Below are 16,172 nucleotides of genomic sequence, written 5' to 3' on the forward strand. Positions count from 1 at the left end.
CGCGCCCGGCCTGCCGGGCTCTTCGTCTGATTGTGCGGGTGCGGGCTCAGCCCCGCACTCCCGTCGACCCGAAACCCGACTCGCCGCGCACGCTCTCGGTCAGCTGCGCCACGGGCACGAAGACCGCGCGAGACACCGGCGTCACGATCAGCTGCGCGATCCGGTCGCCGGCCTCCACCCGGAACGGCTCGGACCGATCCGTGTTGAGCAGGGTCACCTTGATCTCGCCGCGATACCCCGCATCGACGGTGCCGGGCGAGTTCACGACCGTGATGCCGTGCTTCGCGGCGAGTCCGCTGCGGGGCACTACGAAGGCCGCATACCCCTCGGGCAGTGCGATGGCCACGCCCGTGCCGATCAGCGCGCGCTCCCCCGGCTGCAGCACGACCGGCTCGGAGGCGAACAGGTCGGCCCCGGCGTCGTCGGCGTGCGCGTACCGCGGGGGGATCTCGGCTCGGATGGGAATCTCTACGACATCGGTCACCCGGACAGGCTACCGGATCGGACCGGGAACACCGTGAGCCCCGGAGGCCCCCGCGACGGCACTCGGCGTCCTCGCCGCTCGACGCGGGGATAATGGGGGTATGACGAGTCGATCAGCCGTAGAACCCACCGCCCGCGTCTACCGGGAGCGGCTCCTCCCGGGGATCGGCCTCTACATCGCACTGCTGCTGCTCGTGCCCGCCGTCGCGCTGGTGCTCACGCCCATCGACTCGTCGCTGGCTCTGCCCGTGGGCATCGCGGCCTACCTCATCGTCGCCGTCGCCATCACCCTCATGTGCCCCGTCGTCACCGTGCAGGGGCAGCGCCTGGCGGCCGGCCGGGCCGAGATCCCCGTGCAGCAGCTCGGGCGCGTCGAACTGCTCGGCTCGGAGGGCATGCGCGCAGCCATCGGCCCCGGCGTCGACGCTCGCAGCTACCTCGTGGTGCGGGGGTGGATCCACCGCGGCGTGCGCATCGAGAACGTCGACCCGGCGGATCCGGCGCCGTTCTGGATCATCACGACGCGGCACCCGCAGAAGCTCGCCGAGGCCATCCAGGCCGCGAAGGCCTGAGCCGCCGCGGGCTCGATGCGGAGCGCTGGCGCTCATCGCATCGAGCAGAGCGGTTCAGTTCAGTTCAGCGAGCCGAACCGCTCAGTCCGCGCACTCCCCGGTGCAGTGGCCCCGGCTCGGAGTGCGCGGAATCGCCGACAGAACTCAGCCCGCGCACTCCGCGCAGACGGGCCCGAGATCGGTCTCCTCGGCCATCTGCGAGCGGTGGCGCACCAGGAAGCAGCTCACGCAGGTGAATTCGTCGTCCTGCTGCGGCAGCACGACCACGTCGAGCTCGACGTCGGACAGGTCCGAGCCGCCGATGTTGAAGCTCGGGTTGTCGGCATCCTCCGAGTCGATGCCGGAGGCGCCCTTCGCGGGTCCGCGTTCCTTCAGAGCCTCGATCGACTCGGCTTCTTCCTCGGACTTGCGCGGGGCGTCGTAATCGGTGGCCATTCTCTCCTGCATTCCCGTGCCGCGGGAGCGGCACCTCATCGTTCGAGCGGCCATAGTCTGCCCTACGATCCCGGTCCGGCGCAAACTCTTCGGCTCGGAGTTCTCTGTACGCGAAGTCGGGTGGGGAGTCGAGGCGCAGCATTCTTGGGCACGCGCCGCGTCAATACCCCGGGGAACGACGGTTCTGTGGCAGCCTGGGTCGCGACTCACGAAGGGATGCGCCGATGGACGAATTGCGCCTTGTGCGACGCGAAGAGCGCTCGCTGATCGTTGCCAACGACGCCGGCGAGGAGTTCCGGCTCGTCGTCGACGACGCCGTGCTCAGCGAGATGCGCCATCTGGGCCGCCGGGAGCGCGACACCTCCCGCGTGCGACCCCGGGAGATCCAGGCCCTCATCCGGGCTGGGAAGACCCGCTCACAGGTCGCGCAGCTGACCGGTCTCGACGAGGCCGACATCGAGCGCTACGAGGAGCCGGTCATCGCCGAGCGCAACTATGTGCTCGAGCGCGCCCACGCGGTGCCCGTGCGCACGGGCTCGGACGACGACGGCGATCAGCGCTTCGGCGCGGTCATCGCCGAGCGCCTCATCGGTCTCGGCTGCGACACCAGCGAGTGGTCGTCGTGGCGCGACCCGGAGACGGGGTGGATGGTGGCCCTCGAGTTCATCTCCCACGACGTCGCCCACCGCGCGGTCTGGACTTTCGAGCACCGCAAGGGCCTGCTCTCCCCCGTCAACCCCGACGCCGTGAACCTGTCGAAGCAGGGCGACGTGGGCGACCGGCTCATCCCGAAGCTGCGGGCCGTCGACGCCACCGAGGCCTCGCCCCGATTCGACTCCGGCGCGTTCCACGAGTCGTCCGAGGCGGACCCGGCTGCGGACGGCGGCGGTGATCCGTCCGGCGACGCCGCAGATCCGGCGCCCACATCGGAGCTCACCGCGCCGCTTTCGGACGCGAACGCCGAGTACCAGCGCCGCCGCGAGATCGATCAGCGGGCCATCAAGTCGGAGACCGCGGACTCGGATCTCAGCCAGACCGCCGATCTGCTCGACGCCCTGCGCAAGCGCCGGGGAGAGCGGGATCGCAGCCGCAGCGCCGCAGAGGCCCCCCTCGAACTGCCGGCCCCGGTGCAGCCCGCCGCGCAGCCGGTCCCCCCGGCCCCGCCCGCGGACCCCGACCCTGCCCCGGCTCCCCCGCGCAGCATCTGGGGCGCCGTCGCCGGTGCGGCCAGCGCTCCCGAGCGCACGGTCGCGCAGGACGAGCCCACCCGTAAGGACGAGCCCGCCCGCAAGGCCGACTCGAGCCGGAAGGGCGAGTCGTCCGAGGGCGAGCGCGGCGGTCGCAAGGGGCGCGCTTCGATCCCGAGCTGGGACGACATCCTGTTCGGCACCCGCAGCGACGAAGATCCCGCTTAGGGTTCGCGCGACGCTCCCTCGGCGGCGCACAGCGCAGCCGGCTCCGCTGCGGCCACGGCCGATGCGAAGCCGCTGCCAGCGAGCGCACCCGCCAGCGCGAGCGGCACGCCCCGCTCGTCCTCGCTGAACGAGCCGTGCTGCCCTACCATCTCGAGCGAGCGCGGATCGTCGGCGGAGCTGTAGTAGGCCACCTGCTTGCGCGCGGCGATCACCACGTCGCCGATCCGCTGCGCGACCTCGGGCACCACCGGGCCGAAGCAGCCGGAAGCGACCGCTTCATCGCGCGTCGCGATCCAGGCCCGCGACCCCTCGGCCTCGGCCCAGCTGCGCGCCACGGCTTCCGCATCCGCCCCGTCGCGCAGGAACAGCGAGCGGAACCGGGGCTCTCCCCCGACCTCGGCCACCTCGGCGAACAGCTCCGCATGGGCGTCGAGCATCACCTGCTGGTGCGGGCCGACATCGACGATGCCGTGATCGGCGGTGACGACCACCCCCACGTCGCCGGGTAGCGTGCGCAGGAACGCATCGAGCTCGCCGTCGACGCGTTCGAGCCACCGCACCCAAGCGTCGCTCTGCCAGCCGTGCTCGTGCGCCGCCTTGTCGAGCTCGTCGACGTAGAGGTAGGCGACGATCGGGTCGCCGCCGCGCAGCAGCTGCGACGCGACGGCGAAGCGATCCTCGATCCGCTGCCCCGGCAGGTATTCAGCACCGGTGAGGATCGCTTCCGTCAGGCCGCCCGTGGCGTGCGCGGGCCGCCCGATCGCGACCGGCCGCGCCCCGATGGCGCGGGCGATGCCGAACAGCGGCGTCGCCCGCTGCCAGGCAGCCCGATCCTCGATGCCCTGCCAGTCCTTGAGCGTCGTGACGAGACCGAGCTCGGGGTGGCGGATCCGGTAGCCGATGAGGCCGTGCGCGCCGGGCAGGCGACCGGTGGTGAGCGTCGTGAGCGCGGCCCCCGTCGTCGAGGGGGCGACCGTCTCGATGCGCCGCTTCGGCAGCCGGGCGAGCGCCGGGGCGTGCCCCTTGCGCGCCTGCAGGTTCGCGTGGCCGAGGCCGTCGATGACGATCATCACGAAGGAGCGGATCGCGGGCAGCCGAGCGGCATCGGGGATGGGCACGCCCGGGGCAGTTTCGAGCGCCGCCCGCGGGTCGATGCCGAGCCCCAGGGCGACCGCGGAGATACCGCTTGGCAGAATCGCGGCCAGCCTCGCACCGTTGTCGGCGGTCGTCGGTAGCATGATCTCCATTATGACGGAATCCCGAAGTGACGCCCCGCACGAGACCGCGGGGGAACGCATCGAAGACATCGACATCTCGCAGGAGATGGAGGGATCGTTCCTCGAGTACGCGTACTCGGTGATCTACTCGCGCGCCCTGCCCGACGCCCGCGACGGGCTCAAGCCCGTGCAGCGGCGCATCCTCTTCATGATGCAGGACATGGGCCTGCGCCCCGAGAAGGGCCACGTCAAGTCGGCGCGCGTCGTGGGCGAGGTCATGGGCAAGCTGCACCCGCACGGCGACGCCTCCATCTACGACGCGCTCGTGCGCCTCGCCCAGGGCTTCGCGATGCGGCTGCCGCTCGTCGACGGCCACGGCAACTTCGGCTCGCTCGACGACGGCCCCGCCGCATCGCGCTACACCGAGGCGCGCCTCGCCGGCGCGGCGCTCGCGATGACCGATGCGCTCGACGAGGACGTCGTCGACTTCGTCCCCAACTACGACAACCAGATCATGCAGCCGGAGGTGCTGCCCTCGGCCGTGCCGAACCTGCTGGTGAACGGCGCGAGCGGCATCGCCGTCGGCATGGCCACGAACCTCGCCCCGCACAACCTCATCGAGGTCGTCGACGGCGCCAAGCACCTGCTCCACCACCCCGAGGCCACCGTCGACGAGCTCATGGAGTTCATCCCGGGCCCCGATCTGCCGGGCGGCGGCATCATCGTCGGCCTCGACGGTGTGAAAGACGCCTACCGCACCGGGCGCGGCGCGTTCCGCACCCGCGCCAAGGTGGCCGTCGAACCCCTCGGCCCGCGCCGCACCGGCCTGATCGTCACCGAGCTGCCCTACCTCGTCGGCCCCGAGCGCGTGATCGAGAAGATCAAGCAGGGCGTCGAGGCGAAGAAGCTGTCGGGCATCTCGGACGTGGCCGACCTCACCGACCGCAAGAACGGGCTGCGCCTCGTCATCACGCTCAAGACCGGCTTCTCACCGGAGGCCGTGCTCGAACAGCTCTACCGCTACACCCCGCTCGAAGACTCCTTCAGCATCAACTCGGTGGCCCTCGTCAAGGGGCAGCCGCAGACCCTCGGCCTGCGCGAGATGCTGCGCGTCTTCCTCGACCACCGCGTGTCGGTGATCACGCGCCGCAGCGAGTTCCGCCTGAAGAAGCGGCGCGAGCGGCTGCACCTCGTCGAGGGCCTGCTCATCGCGATCCTCGACATCGACGAGGTCATCCAGCTCATCCGCACGAGCGACGACGCCGAGACGGCCCGCACGAGGCTCATGCAGGTGTTCGACCTCTCCGAGCCGCAGGCCGAGTACATTCTCGAGCTGCGCCTGCGCCGCCTCACCAAATTCTCCAGGGTCGAGCTCGAATCCGAGCGCGACCAGCTGCGTGCCGAGATCGAGGCGCTGCTCGAGATCCTGAGCAGCGACGAGAAGCTTCGCGGCGTCGTCGCCCACGAGCTCGACCAGGCGGCAGAGGCCTTCGGCACTCCGAGGCGCACCGTGCTCACGGGCGCCGTGGCCCGGCCCGCGCGAGCCTCCGCATCCGCGGCCTCGCTCGAGGTGGCAGACACCCCCTGCACGGTGCTGCTCTCGGCGACGGGCCGCGCGCTGCGCATCGACCGCGACCCCGAGGCCGCCGAGTCGCCGCGCGCCGCCGCCCGCGCGACGAAGCACGGTGCTGTGGCGTCGCGCGCCGACGGCACCGTGCGGGGAGAGCTGGGCGCGATCCTCTCCGACGGCACCCTGCACCGCTTCACCCCCGTCGACCTGCCGCTCGTGCCGGCCGCATCCATCGCGTTCTCGGCCGGCGTGAAGATCGCCGACTACCTGGGACTCACCGACAAGAAGCTCCGCGTCGCCGGCATCGTGCCGCTCGACGTGGAAACGCCCGTGGGCCTCTTCACGGAGCAGGGCACGGTGAAGCGCGTGGTGCTCACCGATCTGCCGGCGAAGCCCGAGTTCGAGGTGATCGGGTTGAAGGCGGGCGACCGCCTCGTCGGCGCCTTCGCCGCGCCCGACGACTGCGAATTCGCGGTCGTGACGAGCGACGCGCAACTGCTGCGCTTCTCGGCCGCCTCGGTGCGCCCCCAGGGCCGGCCGGCCGCCGGCATGGCCGGGATCCGCCTCGGCGCCGAGGCGCGGGTCGTGTTCGCGGGAGCCGTGCCCGACGGCGCAGAGGCCCGTGTGGTCACCGTCGCCGACAGCTCGATCACGCTGCCGGGCACCGACGTCGCCACGGCGAAGGTGACCGAGTGGTCCGAGTTCCCCGCGAAGGGGCGCGCGACCGGTGGCGTGCGGGCGCAGCGCTTCCTGAAGTGGGAGGATCAGATCGCCTGCGCCTGGATCGGCACCGGAGAACCCCGCGCCCTCGCCGCAGACGGTGCGGCGCGCAAGCTGCCGACCGAACTCGGCAAGCGCGACGGCTCCGGGCAGCCCATCGACGGCGCAGCCGCCTACGTCGGCGAGGCGCCGTAGCGCTCAGAGAGCGACGAGCAGCACGCCCGCCACGACGATCCCCGCCGCGAGCAGCCGCAGCAGCGGCCGGCTCTCCCGGTGGCGGATCGCGCCGTAGAGCCCGACCAGCACCACGCTCACCTCCCGCACGGGCGCCACGAGCGACACCGGCGCGAGTGTCACCGCCGTCAGCACGAGCACGTAGGCGAGCGGCGACAGCACGCCGAAGGCGAGCAGGCGCACCGCGTTGCTGCGCAGCTCGTCCCGCAGCCGCGCGAGCGCTCCCCCGCGCCGTTCGAGCAGCAGCATCGCGGTGAAGAACGGGATCTCGGCGAGGCTGCACCCCACCATGAACGCGACGGGCGCGATGCCCATGCCGGAGACCGCGCGAGCGTCCCACACCGTGTAGGCGGCGATCGCGACCCCCGTCAGCAGCCCGTAGCCGAGCCCGGGATCGACCCCTCGCCGTCGCAGCCCCGGGCCGGGCCGGCTGACGATGCCGAACGCCGCGACGCCCCCGATCACGAGCGCCACGCCGACGAGCGCGCCCGGCCCGGGACGCTCGCCGAGCAGTGCGACGGCCACCAGTACGGTGAGGATGGGCGCCGTGCCCCGCGCCGTGGCGTAGACCGTCGACAGCTCGCCGCGCGCGTAGCCGCGCTGCAGCACGAGCATGTAGAGCACATGCAGCGCACCCGAGACCCCGACCCCGAGCAGGAAGGCACCCGCGGAGGCCGAGCCGAGTCCGCCCGTGAACGGCACTGCGACGGCCCAGAGCAGCGCGCTGGCCACGGACCCCCACCAGAGGAACGGCAGGCCGGAACGGCTCGACCCGTGCGCGATGATGTTCCACGCGGCGTGCGTGATCGCTGCGGCGAGCACGAGGAGCAGGGCTGAAAGGGGCACGGCAGAACCTTCTGCCCGATCGCGAGCGGCGCGACGGGCGAGGTTCCTCCGGGCTTTTGTCCTGTCAGATGACGCCGGATCACGGAACCCGACGTGGCGCCGCTCGGACCAGGCGGGCCGCGCGCTCGCGCCGCGGCCCCGGAACCCTAGGCGCTATCGCTTTCAGCCTAGCAGCGGGCCCGACCACCGCCCGCAGCGTCGGAGGCCGCAGCGCCGGTGCGGTGTCAGACACGCCCTACGCGTCGATGCGCTCGCGGTCGAGGTCGTCGGCGTTCTCCACGATGAACTCCTTGCGCGGGGCGACCTCGTTGCCCATCAGCAGCTCGAAGACCCGGGAGGCCGCCTGCGCGTCCTCCACGCGGACGCGGCGCAGCGTGCGCTGCGAGCGGTCCATCGTGGTCTCCGCGAGCTGATCCGCATCCATCTCGCCGAGGCCCTTGTAGCGCTGGATGGGCTCCTGGTACTTCTTACCGCGCCGCCGCAGGTCGGCGAGCAGGCCGTTGAGCTCGCGCTCGCTGTACGTGTAGACGACGTCGTTGGGCTTACGGCCGGCGTTCTGCACGATCACCCGGTGCAGCGGCGGCACCGCGGCGTAGACGCGGCCGGCCTCCAGCATCGGTCGCATGTAGCGGAAGAACAGCGTGAGCAGCAGCGTGCGGATGTGCGCGCCGTCGACGTCGGCGTCGCTCATGAGGATCACCTTGCCGTAGCGGGCCGACTCGATGTCGAAGTCGCGGCCGGATCCCGCGCCGATGACCTTGATGATGGCGCCGCACTCGGCGTTCGACAGCATCTCGGCGACGGAGGCCTTCTGCACGTTGAGGATCTTGCCGCGGATCGGCAGCAGCGCCTGGAACTCGCTGTCGCGGGCCGGGCGGGCAGTGCCGAGCGCGCTGTCGCCCTCGACGATGAACAGCTCGGTCTCGGCCACGTTCTTCGAACGGCAGTCGATGAGCTTCGCCGGCAGTGAGGAGCTCTCGAGCGAACTCTTGCGGCGCGCGGTGTCGCGCTGGGCGCGCAGAGCGATGCGCGCCTTCATCTCGGAGACCATCTTCTCGAGCAGGGCGCCCGTCTGGGTCTTGTCATCGCGCTTAGTCGAGGCGTAGCGTTCGTCGAGGCCTTTGACGATCGCACGGGAGACGATGGAGCGCACGGCCGCGGTGCCGAGCACCTCCTTGGTCTGGCCCTCGAACTGGGGCTCGGGCACGCGCACGGTCACGACGGCCGTGAGACCCGTGAGGATGTCGTCCTTGTCGGGCCGGTCGCTGCCGGCCTTCAGCTTGCGGGCGTTCTGCTCGATCTGCTTGCGGAAGAAGCGGGTGAGTCCCTGCTCGAAGCCGCTCAGGTGCGTGCCGCCCTTCGGCGTCGAGATGATGTTGACGAAGGTCTGCACCTCGGTGTCGTAGCCGGTGCCCCAGCGCAGCGCGATGTCGACGTCGCAGTTGCGCTCGACCTCGCGCGACACGAGGTGCCCGGTCTGCTCGTCCATCACCGGCACGGTCTCCGTGAAGGTGCCGGAATCGGTGATCCGCCAGGTCTCGGTGAGGGGCGCGTCGACCGCGAGGAAGTCGACGAACTCCGAGATGCCGCCCTCGTACTCGAAGCGGTGCACCGGCGGTTCGCCGGCCTCGGTGAGCGACTCGGGGCGGCGGTCGGTGATCTCGATGGCGAGGCCCGGCACGAGGAACGCGGTCTGGCGGGCCCGGGCGACGAGCGCGTCGGGTTCGAAGCGGGCTGTGGCGAGGAAGATCTGCGGATCGGCCCAGTAGCGCACTCGGGTGCCGGTGACGCCCTTCTTCACCTTGCCGACGACGCGCAGCTCCGAGGAGTCCTCGAACGCGGTGAACGGCGCGTCCGGGCCCTCGCCGTCGAAGACGCCCGGCTCGCCGTGCCGGAACGACATCGCCCAGGTCTTGCCGCCGCGATCGACCTCCACGTCGAGGCGCGAGGAGAGCGCGTTCACCACCGATGCGCCGACGCCGTGCAGGCCGCCGGAGGAGGCGTAGCCGCCGCCGCCGAACTTGCCACCGGCGTGCAGCTTCGTGAAGACGAGTTCGACGCCCGAGAGGCCGCTCTTCGGCTCGACGTCGACGGGCACGCCGCGGCCCTCGTCGGATACGGTCACGCTGCCGTCCTCGTGGAGCGTGATGCCGATCGCACGGCCGTGGCCGGCGAGCGCCTCGTCGACGGAGTTGTCGATGATCTCCCAGAGGCAGTGCATGAGGCCGCGCGAGTCGGTCGTGCCGATGTACATGCCCGGCCGCTTGCGCACCGCTTCGAGGCCCTCGAGCACGGTGAGGTGCCGGGCGGAGTAGCTCGACTCCGCTGAGGTGGACGTCGCCGCCCCGGTCGCTGAACGCTCCGATGCCACTGTGGGGATCTCCTCTGCTCGACGGACGAATCCACCCTAGGGCAGACCGCAGACAGCGGCGCTCTCATCGCCCGGCGAGTGCGGATCCCGGCCACCGGTTGGCTACGCGCACAGCGAACCCGTGCTCCGGACTGCGCGAAAAGCGCCGCGGCGTGCTTGGATAGAGGTGCAACGATTGATCGGACGAACGGGAGGATGCCATGACGACACTCGAGCAGGATCGTGCGACCGAGGTCGAGGCGGCGGATCGCCCGCTCAGCGCTCTGGACCGCTGCGACAGCTGCGGAGCCCAGGCATATGTGCGAGTGATGCTCAGCGGCAGCGAGCTGCTGTTCTGCGCCCACCATGCCCACAAGCACGAGGCGAAGCTGCGCCCGATGGCCGAGGTGTGGCACGACGAGAGCCACCGTCTCGGGGCCTGAACCTCCCCGCAGAACGGAACAGCGCCGCCCCTCGAAGTGATTCGAGGGGCGGCGCTTCGTTCGTGCGCTGGCTCGCGGCCTACTCCAGGTAGTCCCGCAGCTGCTGCGACCGCGAGGGGTGACGCAGCTTCGCCATCGTCTTCGACTCGATCTGGCGGATGCGCTCGCGAGTCACGCCGAAGGTGTCGCCGATCTGATCAAGCGTCTTCGGCATACCGTCGCCGAGGCCGAAGCGCATGCGGATCACGCCGGCCTCGCGCTCCGAGAGCGAGTCGAGGAGCTGCTCGAGCTGCTGCTGGAGCATCGTGAAGCCCACCGCATCGGCGGGGACGACGGCCTCGGTGTCCTCGATGAGGTCGCCGAACTCGCTGTCGCCGTCTTCACCCAGCGGCGTGTGCAGCGAGATGGGCTCGCGGCCGTACTTCTGCACCTCGACGACCTTCTCGGGCGTCATGTCGAGCTCGCGGCTCAGCTCCTCGGGAGTGGGCTCCCGGCCGAGATCCTGCAGCATCTGACGCTGCACGCGGGCGAGCTTGTTGATGACCTCGACCATGTGCACCGGGATGCGGATGGTGCGGGCCTGGTCGGCCATAGCGCGCGTGATGGCCTGGCGGATCCACCAGGTCGCGTACGTCGAGAACTTGAAACCCTTGGTGTAGTCGAACTTCTCCACCGCGCGGATGAGCCCGAGGTTGCCCTCCTGGATGAGATCCAGGAACTGCATGCCGCGGCCCGTGTAGCGCTTCGCGAGCGAGACGACGAGGCGCAGGTTCGCGCCGAGCAGGTGGCTCTTCGCGCGCTGGCCGTCGCGGGCGACCCACTTGAGCTCACGGGTGAGCTTCTTCGAGAGACCCTTCTCGGTGGCGAGCTTCTCCTCCGCGAACAGGCCGGCCTCGATACGCATCGCGAGCTCGACCTCCTCTGCGGCGTTCAGCAGAGCGACCTTGCCGATCTGCTTGAGGTAGTCCTTCACGGGATCCGCGGTCGCACCGGGGATCGCAGTGGTGACGGTCGGTACGTCCTCCTCGTCGGAGGCCTTGAGCACGATCGCACCGGTGGGGAGCGGTTCGGTCACCACGGGGGCGGGCTTCTCCTCCTCGGCGGCCTCTGCGGTCTCCTCTTCGACCTCGGCGTCGACCTCGTCGAGCAGGTCGTCCTTCTTGCTCGCGCGACGCCCGGCCGGCTTCTTGGCGGCCGCAGCGGTCTTCTTCGGCGCAGCCTTCTTGGCGGCGGGGGCCTTCTTCGCCGCCGGCGCCTTCTTCGGTGCCGCGGCCTCGACGGCCTCCTCCGCCGCGACCTGCTCGGTCGCCTCGGAATCCTTCTTCGCCGCCTTCGCGGACGTTGCACGAGTCCTGGTCGTGGATGCAGTTGCCACGCAGCCGCCTCTCTGTCTGGTGTCTCGCCGGAGCCGTCGATGGCATCGACGAGTGCTCACAGCATGAAAACCCATGTCAAGCCCGTCGTATTCCCGAGAACGGGAGAACGCCGGATTGAATGGGCTACGGCCTCTATTATTGCACGCCGCGCGCGGCCCGTCTGACCGCCGCCTGAGCAGCGTCAGCGGCCGCCGCCGGCCCCGTTCTCGCCGTCAGCGCCCGCATCTGAGCCGTCGTCCAGATCGGATCCCGGCTGGCGCTCGGCGAGGAAACGCTCGAGCTCGCTCGCCAGCTGCTCCGCGGTCGGGATCATGCCGTCCTCGCCGATGAGCGGCGAGCGGATGGTCTGATCCTCCATATAGGCGTCGTAGCGCTCCTCGAGGGTGCGGACCATCTCAAGCGACTCCTGATTGCCTGAGATCTGCTCGTCCACCTGGGTCATGAATCGGCGCGAGGCATCGCGCACGGAATCGGTCGACAGGATCAGCCCCGTCGCGGCCATGATGCCGTCGAGGGCCGCGTAGAGCGCCTCGGGGTATTCGGTGTTCGCGAGGTAGTGCGGGATCAGCAGCGCGAAGCCCACCACCTCCTCGCCGAGACTGTGCAGACGGTACTCCAGCACGTGAGCAGCCGACGCGGACAGGCGGGTGGTCGGGCGCCACACCGAGCGCTCCTCGATGAGATCGTCTCGCGATCCGCTGACCGTCATCGAGATGGGCCGCGTGTGCGGCACCGGCATGGGAAGCGCATGCGACCACACCGTGATCGAGACCTCGAAGTCGTGCACGAGCAGCAGCACCGTATCGATGAACTGCTCCCAGCGGAAGTCTGGCTCGTAGCCGCTCAGCAGGAGGAAGGGCTTGCCGAGCTCGTCATGCACGAGGCTGAGCATCAGTTCCTCGGGAGAGTAGTCGACCAGGTGATCCTCGTCGAAGGTGATGACCGGGCGGCGTGCGCGGTAGTCGAGCAGCAGGTCGGCGTTGAAACGCAGCAGCTCCTCCGGCTCGTAGCGGTTCCAGAGGTACTCCTCGAGCTGCGAGATCGCGCCGCCGGCATCGGTCAGCCCCTGCATGGCGACGACGAGCGGCAGGCCGCGCGGCACCCGCGCGCGTCGCTCGGCGTAATCTGCGGAGAAGATCGAATCGGTCACGCCTCCATCCTACGAAGGCGGGCGGCCGGCGCGCCCGTTCGCCGTCACGCCCAGAGCGAACCCGCTCGCGGCAGGCAAGGCGCCCGGCGTTCGGCACAGCGCCGGGTGTAGGCTGGACACAGTGCGCCCGACACCATCCCGGGCCGCCGAGACACATTGCGAACACCCCGAGGGAGATCCCACTTGGCCGATCAGCAGTTTGACATCGTCGTCCTGGGCGGCGGAAGCGCCGGCTACGCAGCCGCCATCCGCGCGACGCAGCTCGGCTTCAGCGCCGCCGTCATCGAGAAGGACAAGCTCGGCGGCACCTGTCTGCACCGCGGCTGCGTGCCCACCAAGGCGCTGCTCCACTCGGCCGAGATCGCCGACGTAGCGCGCGAGGGAGAGGCCTACGGCGTGCTCTCCAGCGTCTCCGGCGTCGATATCGCCGGTGTCACCCGCTTCCGCGAGAATCTCGTCGCGGGCAAGTTCAAGGGCCTGCAGGGCCTGCTCAAGGCGAACGGCATCACCGTCATCGCCGGCGAGGGCCGTCTGGTCTCCCCGACCACGGTGCAGGTCGGCGAAGACCGCATCATCGGCAAGCACGTGGTGCTCGCCACCGGCTCGTACTCGCGCTCGCTGCCCGGCCTCGAGATCGGCGGCCGCGTCATCACCAGCGAGCAGGCGCTCGAACTGCAGGAGATCCCGAAGCGCGTGGTGATCCTCGGCGGCGGCGTCATCGGCGTCGAGTTCGCGAGCGTCTGGCGCTCCTTCGGTTCGGAGGTCACCATCGTCGAGGGCCTCCCCCACCTTGTGCCCAACGAAGAGGAGTCCGTCTCGAAGCAACTCGAGCGCGCCTTCCGCAAGCGCGGGATCGACTTCAAGATCGGCGTGCGCTTCAAGTCGGTCTCGCAGGACGCGAACGGCGTCTCGGTCTCGCTCGAGGACGGCACCGAGCTGGCCGCCGACTACCTGCTCGTCGCGGTCGGCCGCGGCCCCGCCACCCAGGGTCTCGGTTTCGAAGAGGTCGGCGTCTCGATGGATCGCGGCTTCGTGCTCACCGACGAGCGGCTCGCCACGAACGTGCCGGGGGTCTACGCCGTCGGCGACATCGTTCCCGGCCTGCAGCTCGCGCATCGCGGCTACCAGCAGGGCATCTTCGTCGCCGAGGAGATCGCGGGCCTCGCCCCGGTCGTCGTGCAGGACGTCAACATCCCGAAGGTCACCTACTGCGACCCCGAGATCGCGTCCGTCGGCCTCACGGAGGCCAAGGCGAAGGAGCAGTTCGGCGCCGAGAATGTGAGCAGCTACGAGTACAACCTCGCCGGCAACGCCAAGAGCTCGATCCTGGGCACCGCCGGCACGGTGAAGGCCGTGCGCGTCAAGGACGGCCCCGTGGTGGGCGTGCACATGATCGGCGCCCGCGTGGGCGAACTGGTCGGCGAGGCGCAGCTCATCGTGAACTGGGAGGCATACCCCGAGGATGTCGCCCCCTTCATCCACGGCCACCCGACCCAGAACGAGACCATCGGCGAGACCATGCTGAAGCTCGCGGGCAAGCCGCTGCACGCCATCTGAGCGCGGCCGACAGACTTTTACGAACGAAACGGAGATAAGCACGATGAGTGAATCGGTGGTCCTCCCCGCACTGGGCGAGAGCGTGACCGAGGGCACGGTGACCCGCTGGCTGAAGAACGTCGGCGACACCGTCGAGGTCGACGAGCCCCTGCTCGAGGTGTCGACCGACAAGGTCGACACCGAGATCCCCTCCCCCGTCTCGGGCGTGGTCGAGGAGATCCTGGTGCAGGAGGACGAGACCGCCGAGGTCGGCGCCGTGCTCGCACGCGTCGGCGACGGCAGCGGAGCCTCCGCTCCGAGCGAGGCCCCCGCAGCGGAGACTCCCGCAGCCCCTCAGGCCGAGGCTTCCGCGCAGCCCGCTGCCGAGCCGCAGGCGTCCGCTCCCGCAGAGCCCGCGGCTCCCCAGGAAGCGCCGGCCGCAGCCGCGTCCGCGGATGCGCAGGACATCGTGCTGCCCTCCCTCGGTGAGAGCATCACCGAGGGCACGGTCACGCGCTGGCTGAAGAGCGTCGGCGACACCGTCGAGGTCGACGAGCCCCTGCTCGAGGTGTCGACCGACAAGGTCGACACAGAGGTGCCGTCGCCGATCGCCGGAGTGCTGCAGGAGATCGTGGTGCAGGAGGACGACACCGTCGAGGTCGGCGGCGTGCTCGCCCGCGTCGGCAGCGGTGCGGCCGCTCCGGCGGCCCCGGCCCAGCCGGAGTCCGCTGCGACCCCCGAGCCCGCACCGGCGGCCCCTGCGGCCGAGCAGCCCGCGGCAGCAGAGGCGCCCGCGCCCGCCGCCGAGACTGTGCAGCCCGAGGCCGCACCCGCAGCTCCCCCCGCTGCGCCGGCACAGCCCGCTCCGGCACAGGCCGCGCCGGCGGCTCAGCAGCCCGCTGCTGCTGATCCGGCGCAGGCGGCGCCCTCCTCCGGCTACGTGACGCCGATCGTGCGTAAGCTCGCCCACGAGACCGGTGTCGACCTCTCGAAGGTCTCCGGCACGGGCGTCGGCGGCCGGATCCGCAAGGAAGACGTGCTGGCCGCGGCCGAGACGTCGAAGGGCTCGGCGCCCGCTGCGGCTGCCGCTCCCGCGGTCGAGGTTTCGGAGCTGCGCGGCACCACCCAGAAGATGAGCCGCCTGCGCAAGGTGATCTCGGAGCGCGCCGTCGCGTCGCTGCAGGGCACCGCGCAGCTCACCACGGTGGTCGAGGTCGATGTCACCCGCGTCGCGCGTCTGCGCCAGGCGAAGAAGGACGAGTTCCTCCAGAAGACCGGCTCGAAGCTGTCCTTCCTGCCGTTCTTCGCCCTGGCCGCGGCCGAGGCCCTGCGCACCTACCCGATCATCAACGCGACCGTCGACGGCGACTCGATCGTCTACCCCGACACCGAGAACATCAGCATCGCGGTCGACACCGAGCGGGGTCTGCTCACCCCGGTGCTGCGCGCCGCGGGTGAGAAGAACCTCGCGCAGATCTCGGGCGAGATCGCGGATCTCGCCGAGCGCACCCGCGACAACAAGCTCACTCCCGACGAGCTGAGCGGCGGCACCTTCACCCTCACCAACACCGGCTCGCGCGGGGCGCTCTTCGACACCCCGCTCGTGTTCCTGCCGCAGTCCGCGATCCTCGGCACCGGCGCGGTCGTGAAGAAGCCCGTCGTGATCTCGGGCCCGGAGGGCGACTCGATCGCGGTGCGCTCCACGGTGTACCTGGCGCTCTCCTACGATCACCGCATCGTCGACGGGGCCGACGCCGCGCGCTTCCTCACGCAGGTGAAGCAGCGTCTCGAGGCGGGCGATTTCGAGGGCAACCTCGGCTTCTGA

At 70.6% G+C, this 16,172-nt stretch carries 13 protein-coding genes; 6 read left to right on the forward strand and 7 right to left on the reverse strand.

Annotated elements, in window-relative coordinates; all coding sequences use genetic code 11:
- Positions 1-46: 46 nt before the first annotated feature.
- The gene (gene dut, locus H629_RS0103515; protein ID WP_024355970.1) at positions 47-484 is read right to left on the reverse strand and encodes a dUTP diphosphatase; all 438 of its coding nucleotides are present in this window, start codon (positions 482-484) and stop codon (positions 47-49) included.
- A gap of 100 nt (positions 485-584) precedes the next feature.
- Between dut and H629_RS0103520 the strand changes: the two genes are divergently transcribed.
- On the forward strand, positions 585-1,055 hold the full coding sequence (locus tag H629_RS0103520; protein WP_024355971.1) for a DUF3093 domain-containing protein: 471 nt from the start codon (positions 585-587) through the stop codon (positions 1,053-1,055).
- Positions 1,056-1,199: 144 nt separating this feature from the next.
- Here the strand turns inward: H629_RS0103520 and H629_RS0103525 are convergent, their stop codons facing one another.
- Entirely contained in the window at positions 1,200-1,490 is a 291-nt protein-coding gene (locus H629_RS0103525; RefSeq protein ID WP_017882531.1) for a DUF4193 family protein, read from the reverse strand.
- A 224-nt stretch (positions 1,491-1,714) separates the two neighbouring features.
- Here H629_RS0103525 and sepH point away from each other — a divergent pair, with 224 nt between their 5' ends.
- Positions 1,715-2,905: a septation protein SepH gene (gene sepH, locus H629_RS0103530; RefSeq protein ID WP_024355972.1), complete on the forward strand. Its 1,191-nt coding sequence runs from the start codon at positions 1,715-1,717 to the stop codon at positions 2,903-2,905.
- Here the strand turns inward: sepH and H629_RS0103535 are convergent.
- Positions 2,902-4,143 carry an alkaline phosphatase family protein gene (locus tag H629_RS0103535; RefSeq protein WP_051137795.1) on the reverse strand — a complete coding sequence of 414 codons (1,242 nt, stop codon included), beginning with the start codon at positions 4,141-4,143 and terminating at the stop codon, positions 2,902-2,904. The genes sepH and H629_RS0103535 overlap by 4 nt on opposite strands.
- A 10-nt stretch (positions 4,144-4,153) precedes the next feature.
- Between H629_RS0103535 and H629_RS0103540 the strand changes: the two genes are divergently transcribed.
- Positions 4,154-6,607, forward strand: coding sequence for a DNA gyrase/topoisomerase IV subunit A (locus H629_RS0103540; protein WP_024355974.1), 2,454 nt, complete (start codon positions 4,154-4,156; stop codon positions 6,605-6,607).
- Between the two features lie 3 nt (positions 6,608-6,610).
- On the opposite strand, the gene H629_RS0103545 is transcribed toward H629_RS0103540, so the two are convergent.
- Positions 6,611-7,492 carry an EamA family transporter gene (locus H629_RS0103545; RefSeq protein ID WP_024355975.1) on the reverse strand — a complete coding sequence of 294 codons (882 nt, stop codon included), beginning with the start codon at positions 7,490-7,492 and terminating at the stop codon, positions 6,611-6,613.
- Positions 7,493-7,727: 235 nt separating this feature from the next.
- Positions 7,728-9,863, reverse strand: a complete 2,136-nt coding sequence (locus H629_RS0103550; protein ID WP_024355976.1) for a DNA gyrase/topoisomerase IV subunit B — start codon at positions 9,861-9,863, stop codon at positions 7,728-7,730.
- A 200-nt stretch (positions 9,864-10,063) separates the two neighbouring features.
- On the opposite strand from H629_RS0103550, the gene H629_RS0103555 reads away from it, so the two are divergent.
- Positions 10,064-10,285: a DUF7455 domain-containing protein gene (locus tag H629_RS0103555; RefSeq protein ID WP_024355977.1), complete on the forward strand. Its 222-nt coding sequence runs from the start codon at positions 10,064-10,066 to the stop codon at positions 10,283-10,285.
- 79 nt (positions 10,286-10,364) lie between these two features.
- Here the strand turns inward: H629_RS0103555 and H629_RS0103560 are convergent, their stop codons facing one another.
- Together H629_RS0103560 and H629_RS0103565 are read right to left on the reverse strand one after the other, a co-directional pair.
- A complete protein-coding gene (locus H629_RS0103560) occupies positions 10,365-11,660 on the reverse strand; it encodes an RNA polymerase sigma factor (RefSeq protein ID WP_024355978.1) in 1,296 nt (431 codons plus the stop codon).
- A 182-nt stretch (positions 11,661-11,842) separates the two neighbouring features.
- The gene (locus H629_RS0103565; protein ID WP_024355979.1) at positions 11,843-12,811 is read right to left on the reverse strand and encodes a proteasome assembly chaperone family protein; all 969 of its coding nucleotides are present in this window, start codon (positions 12,809-12,811) and stop codon (positions 11,843-11,845) included.
- Between the two features lie 183 nt (positions 12,812-12,994).
- On the opposite strand from H629_RS0103565, the gene lpdA reads away from it, so the two are divergent.
- Both lpdA and sucB read left to right on the forward strand, forming a co-directional pair.
- Positions 12,995-14,368 carry a dihydrolipoyl dehydrogenase gene (gene lpdA, locus H629_RS0103570; RefSeq protein ID WP_024355980.1) on the forward strand — a complete coding sequence of 458 codons (1,374 nt, stop codon included), beginning with the start codon at positions 12,995-12,997 and terminating at the stop codon, positions 14,366-14,368.
- A gap of 43 nt (positions 14,369-14,411) precedes the next feature.
- Complete coding sequence (gene sucB, locus H629_RS0103575; RefSeq protein WP_024355981.1) at positions 14,412-16,172, forward strand: 2-oxoglutarate dehydrogenase, E2 component, dihydrolipoamide succinyltransferase; 1,761 nt, start codon at positions 14,412-14,414, stop codon at positions 16,170-16,172.

Origin of the sequence: Leucobacter chironomi DSM 19883, assembly GCF_000421845.1 — a bacterium.
Lineage (GTDB): Bacteria > Actinomycetota > Actinomycetes > Actinomycetales > Microbacteriaceae > Leucobacter > Leucobacter chironomi.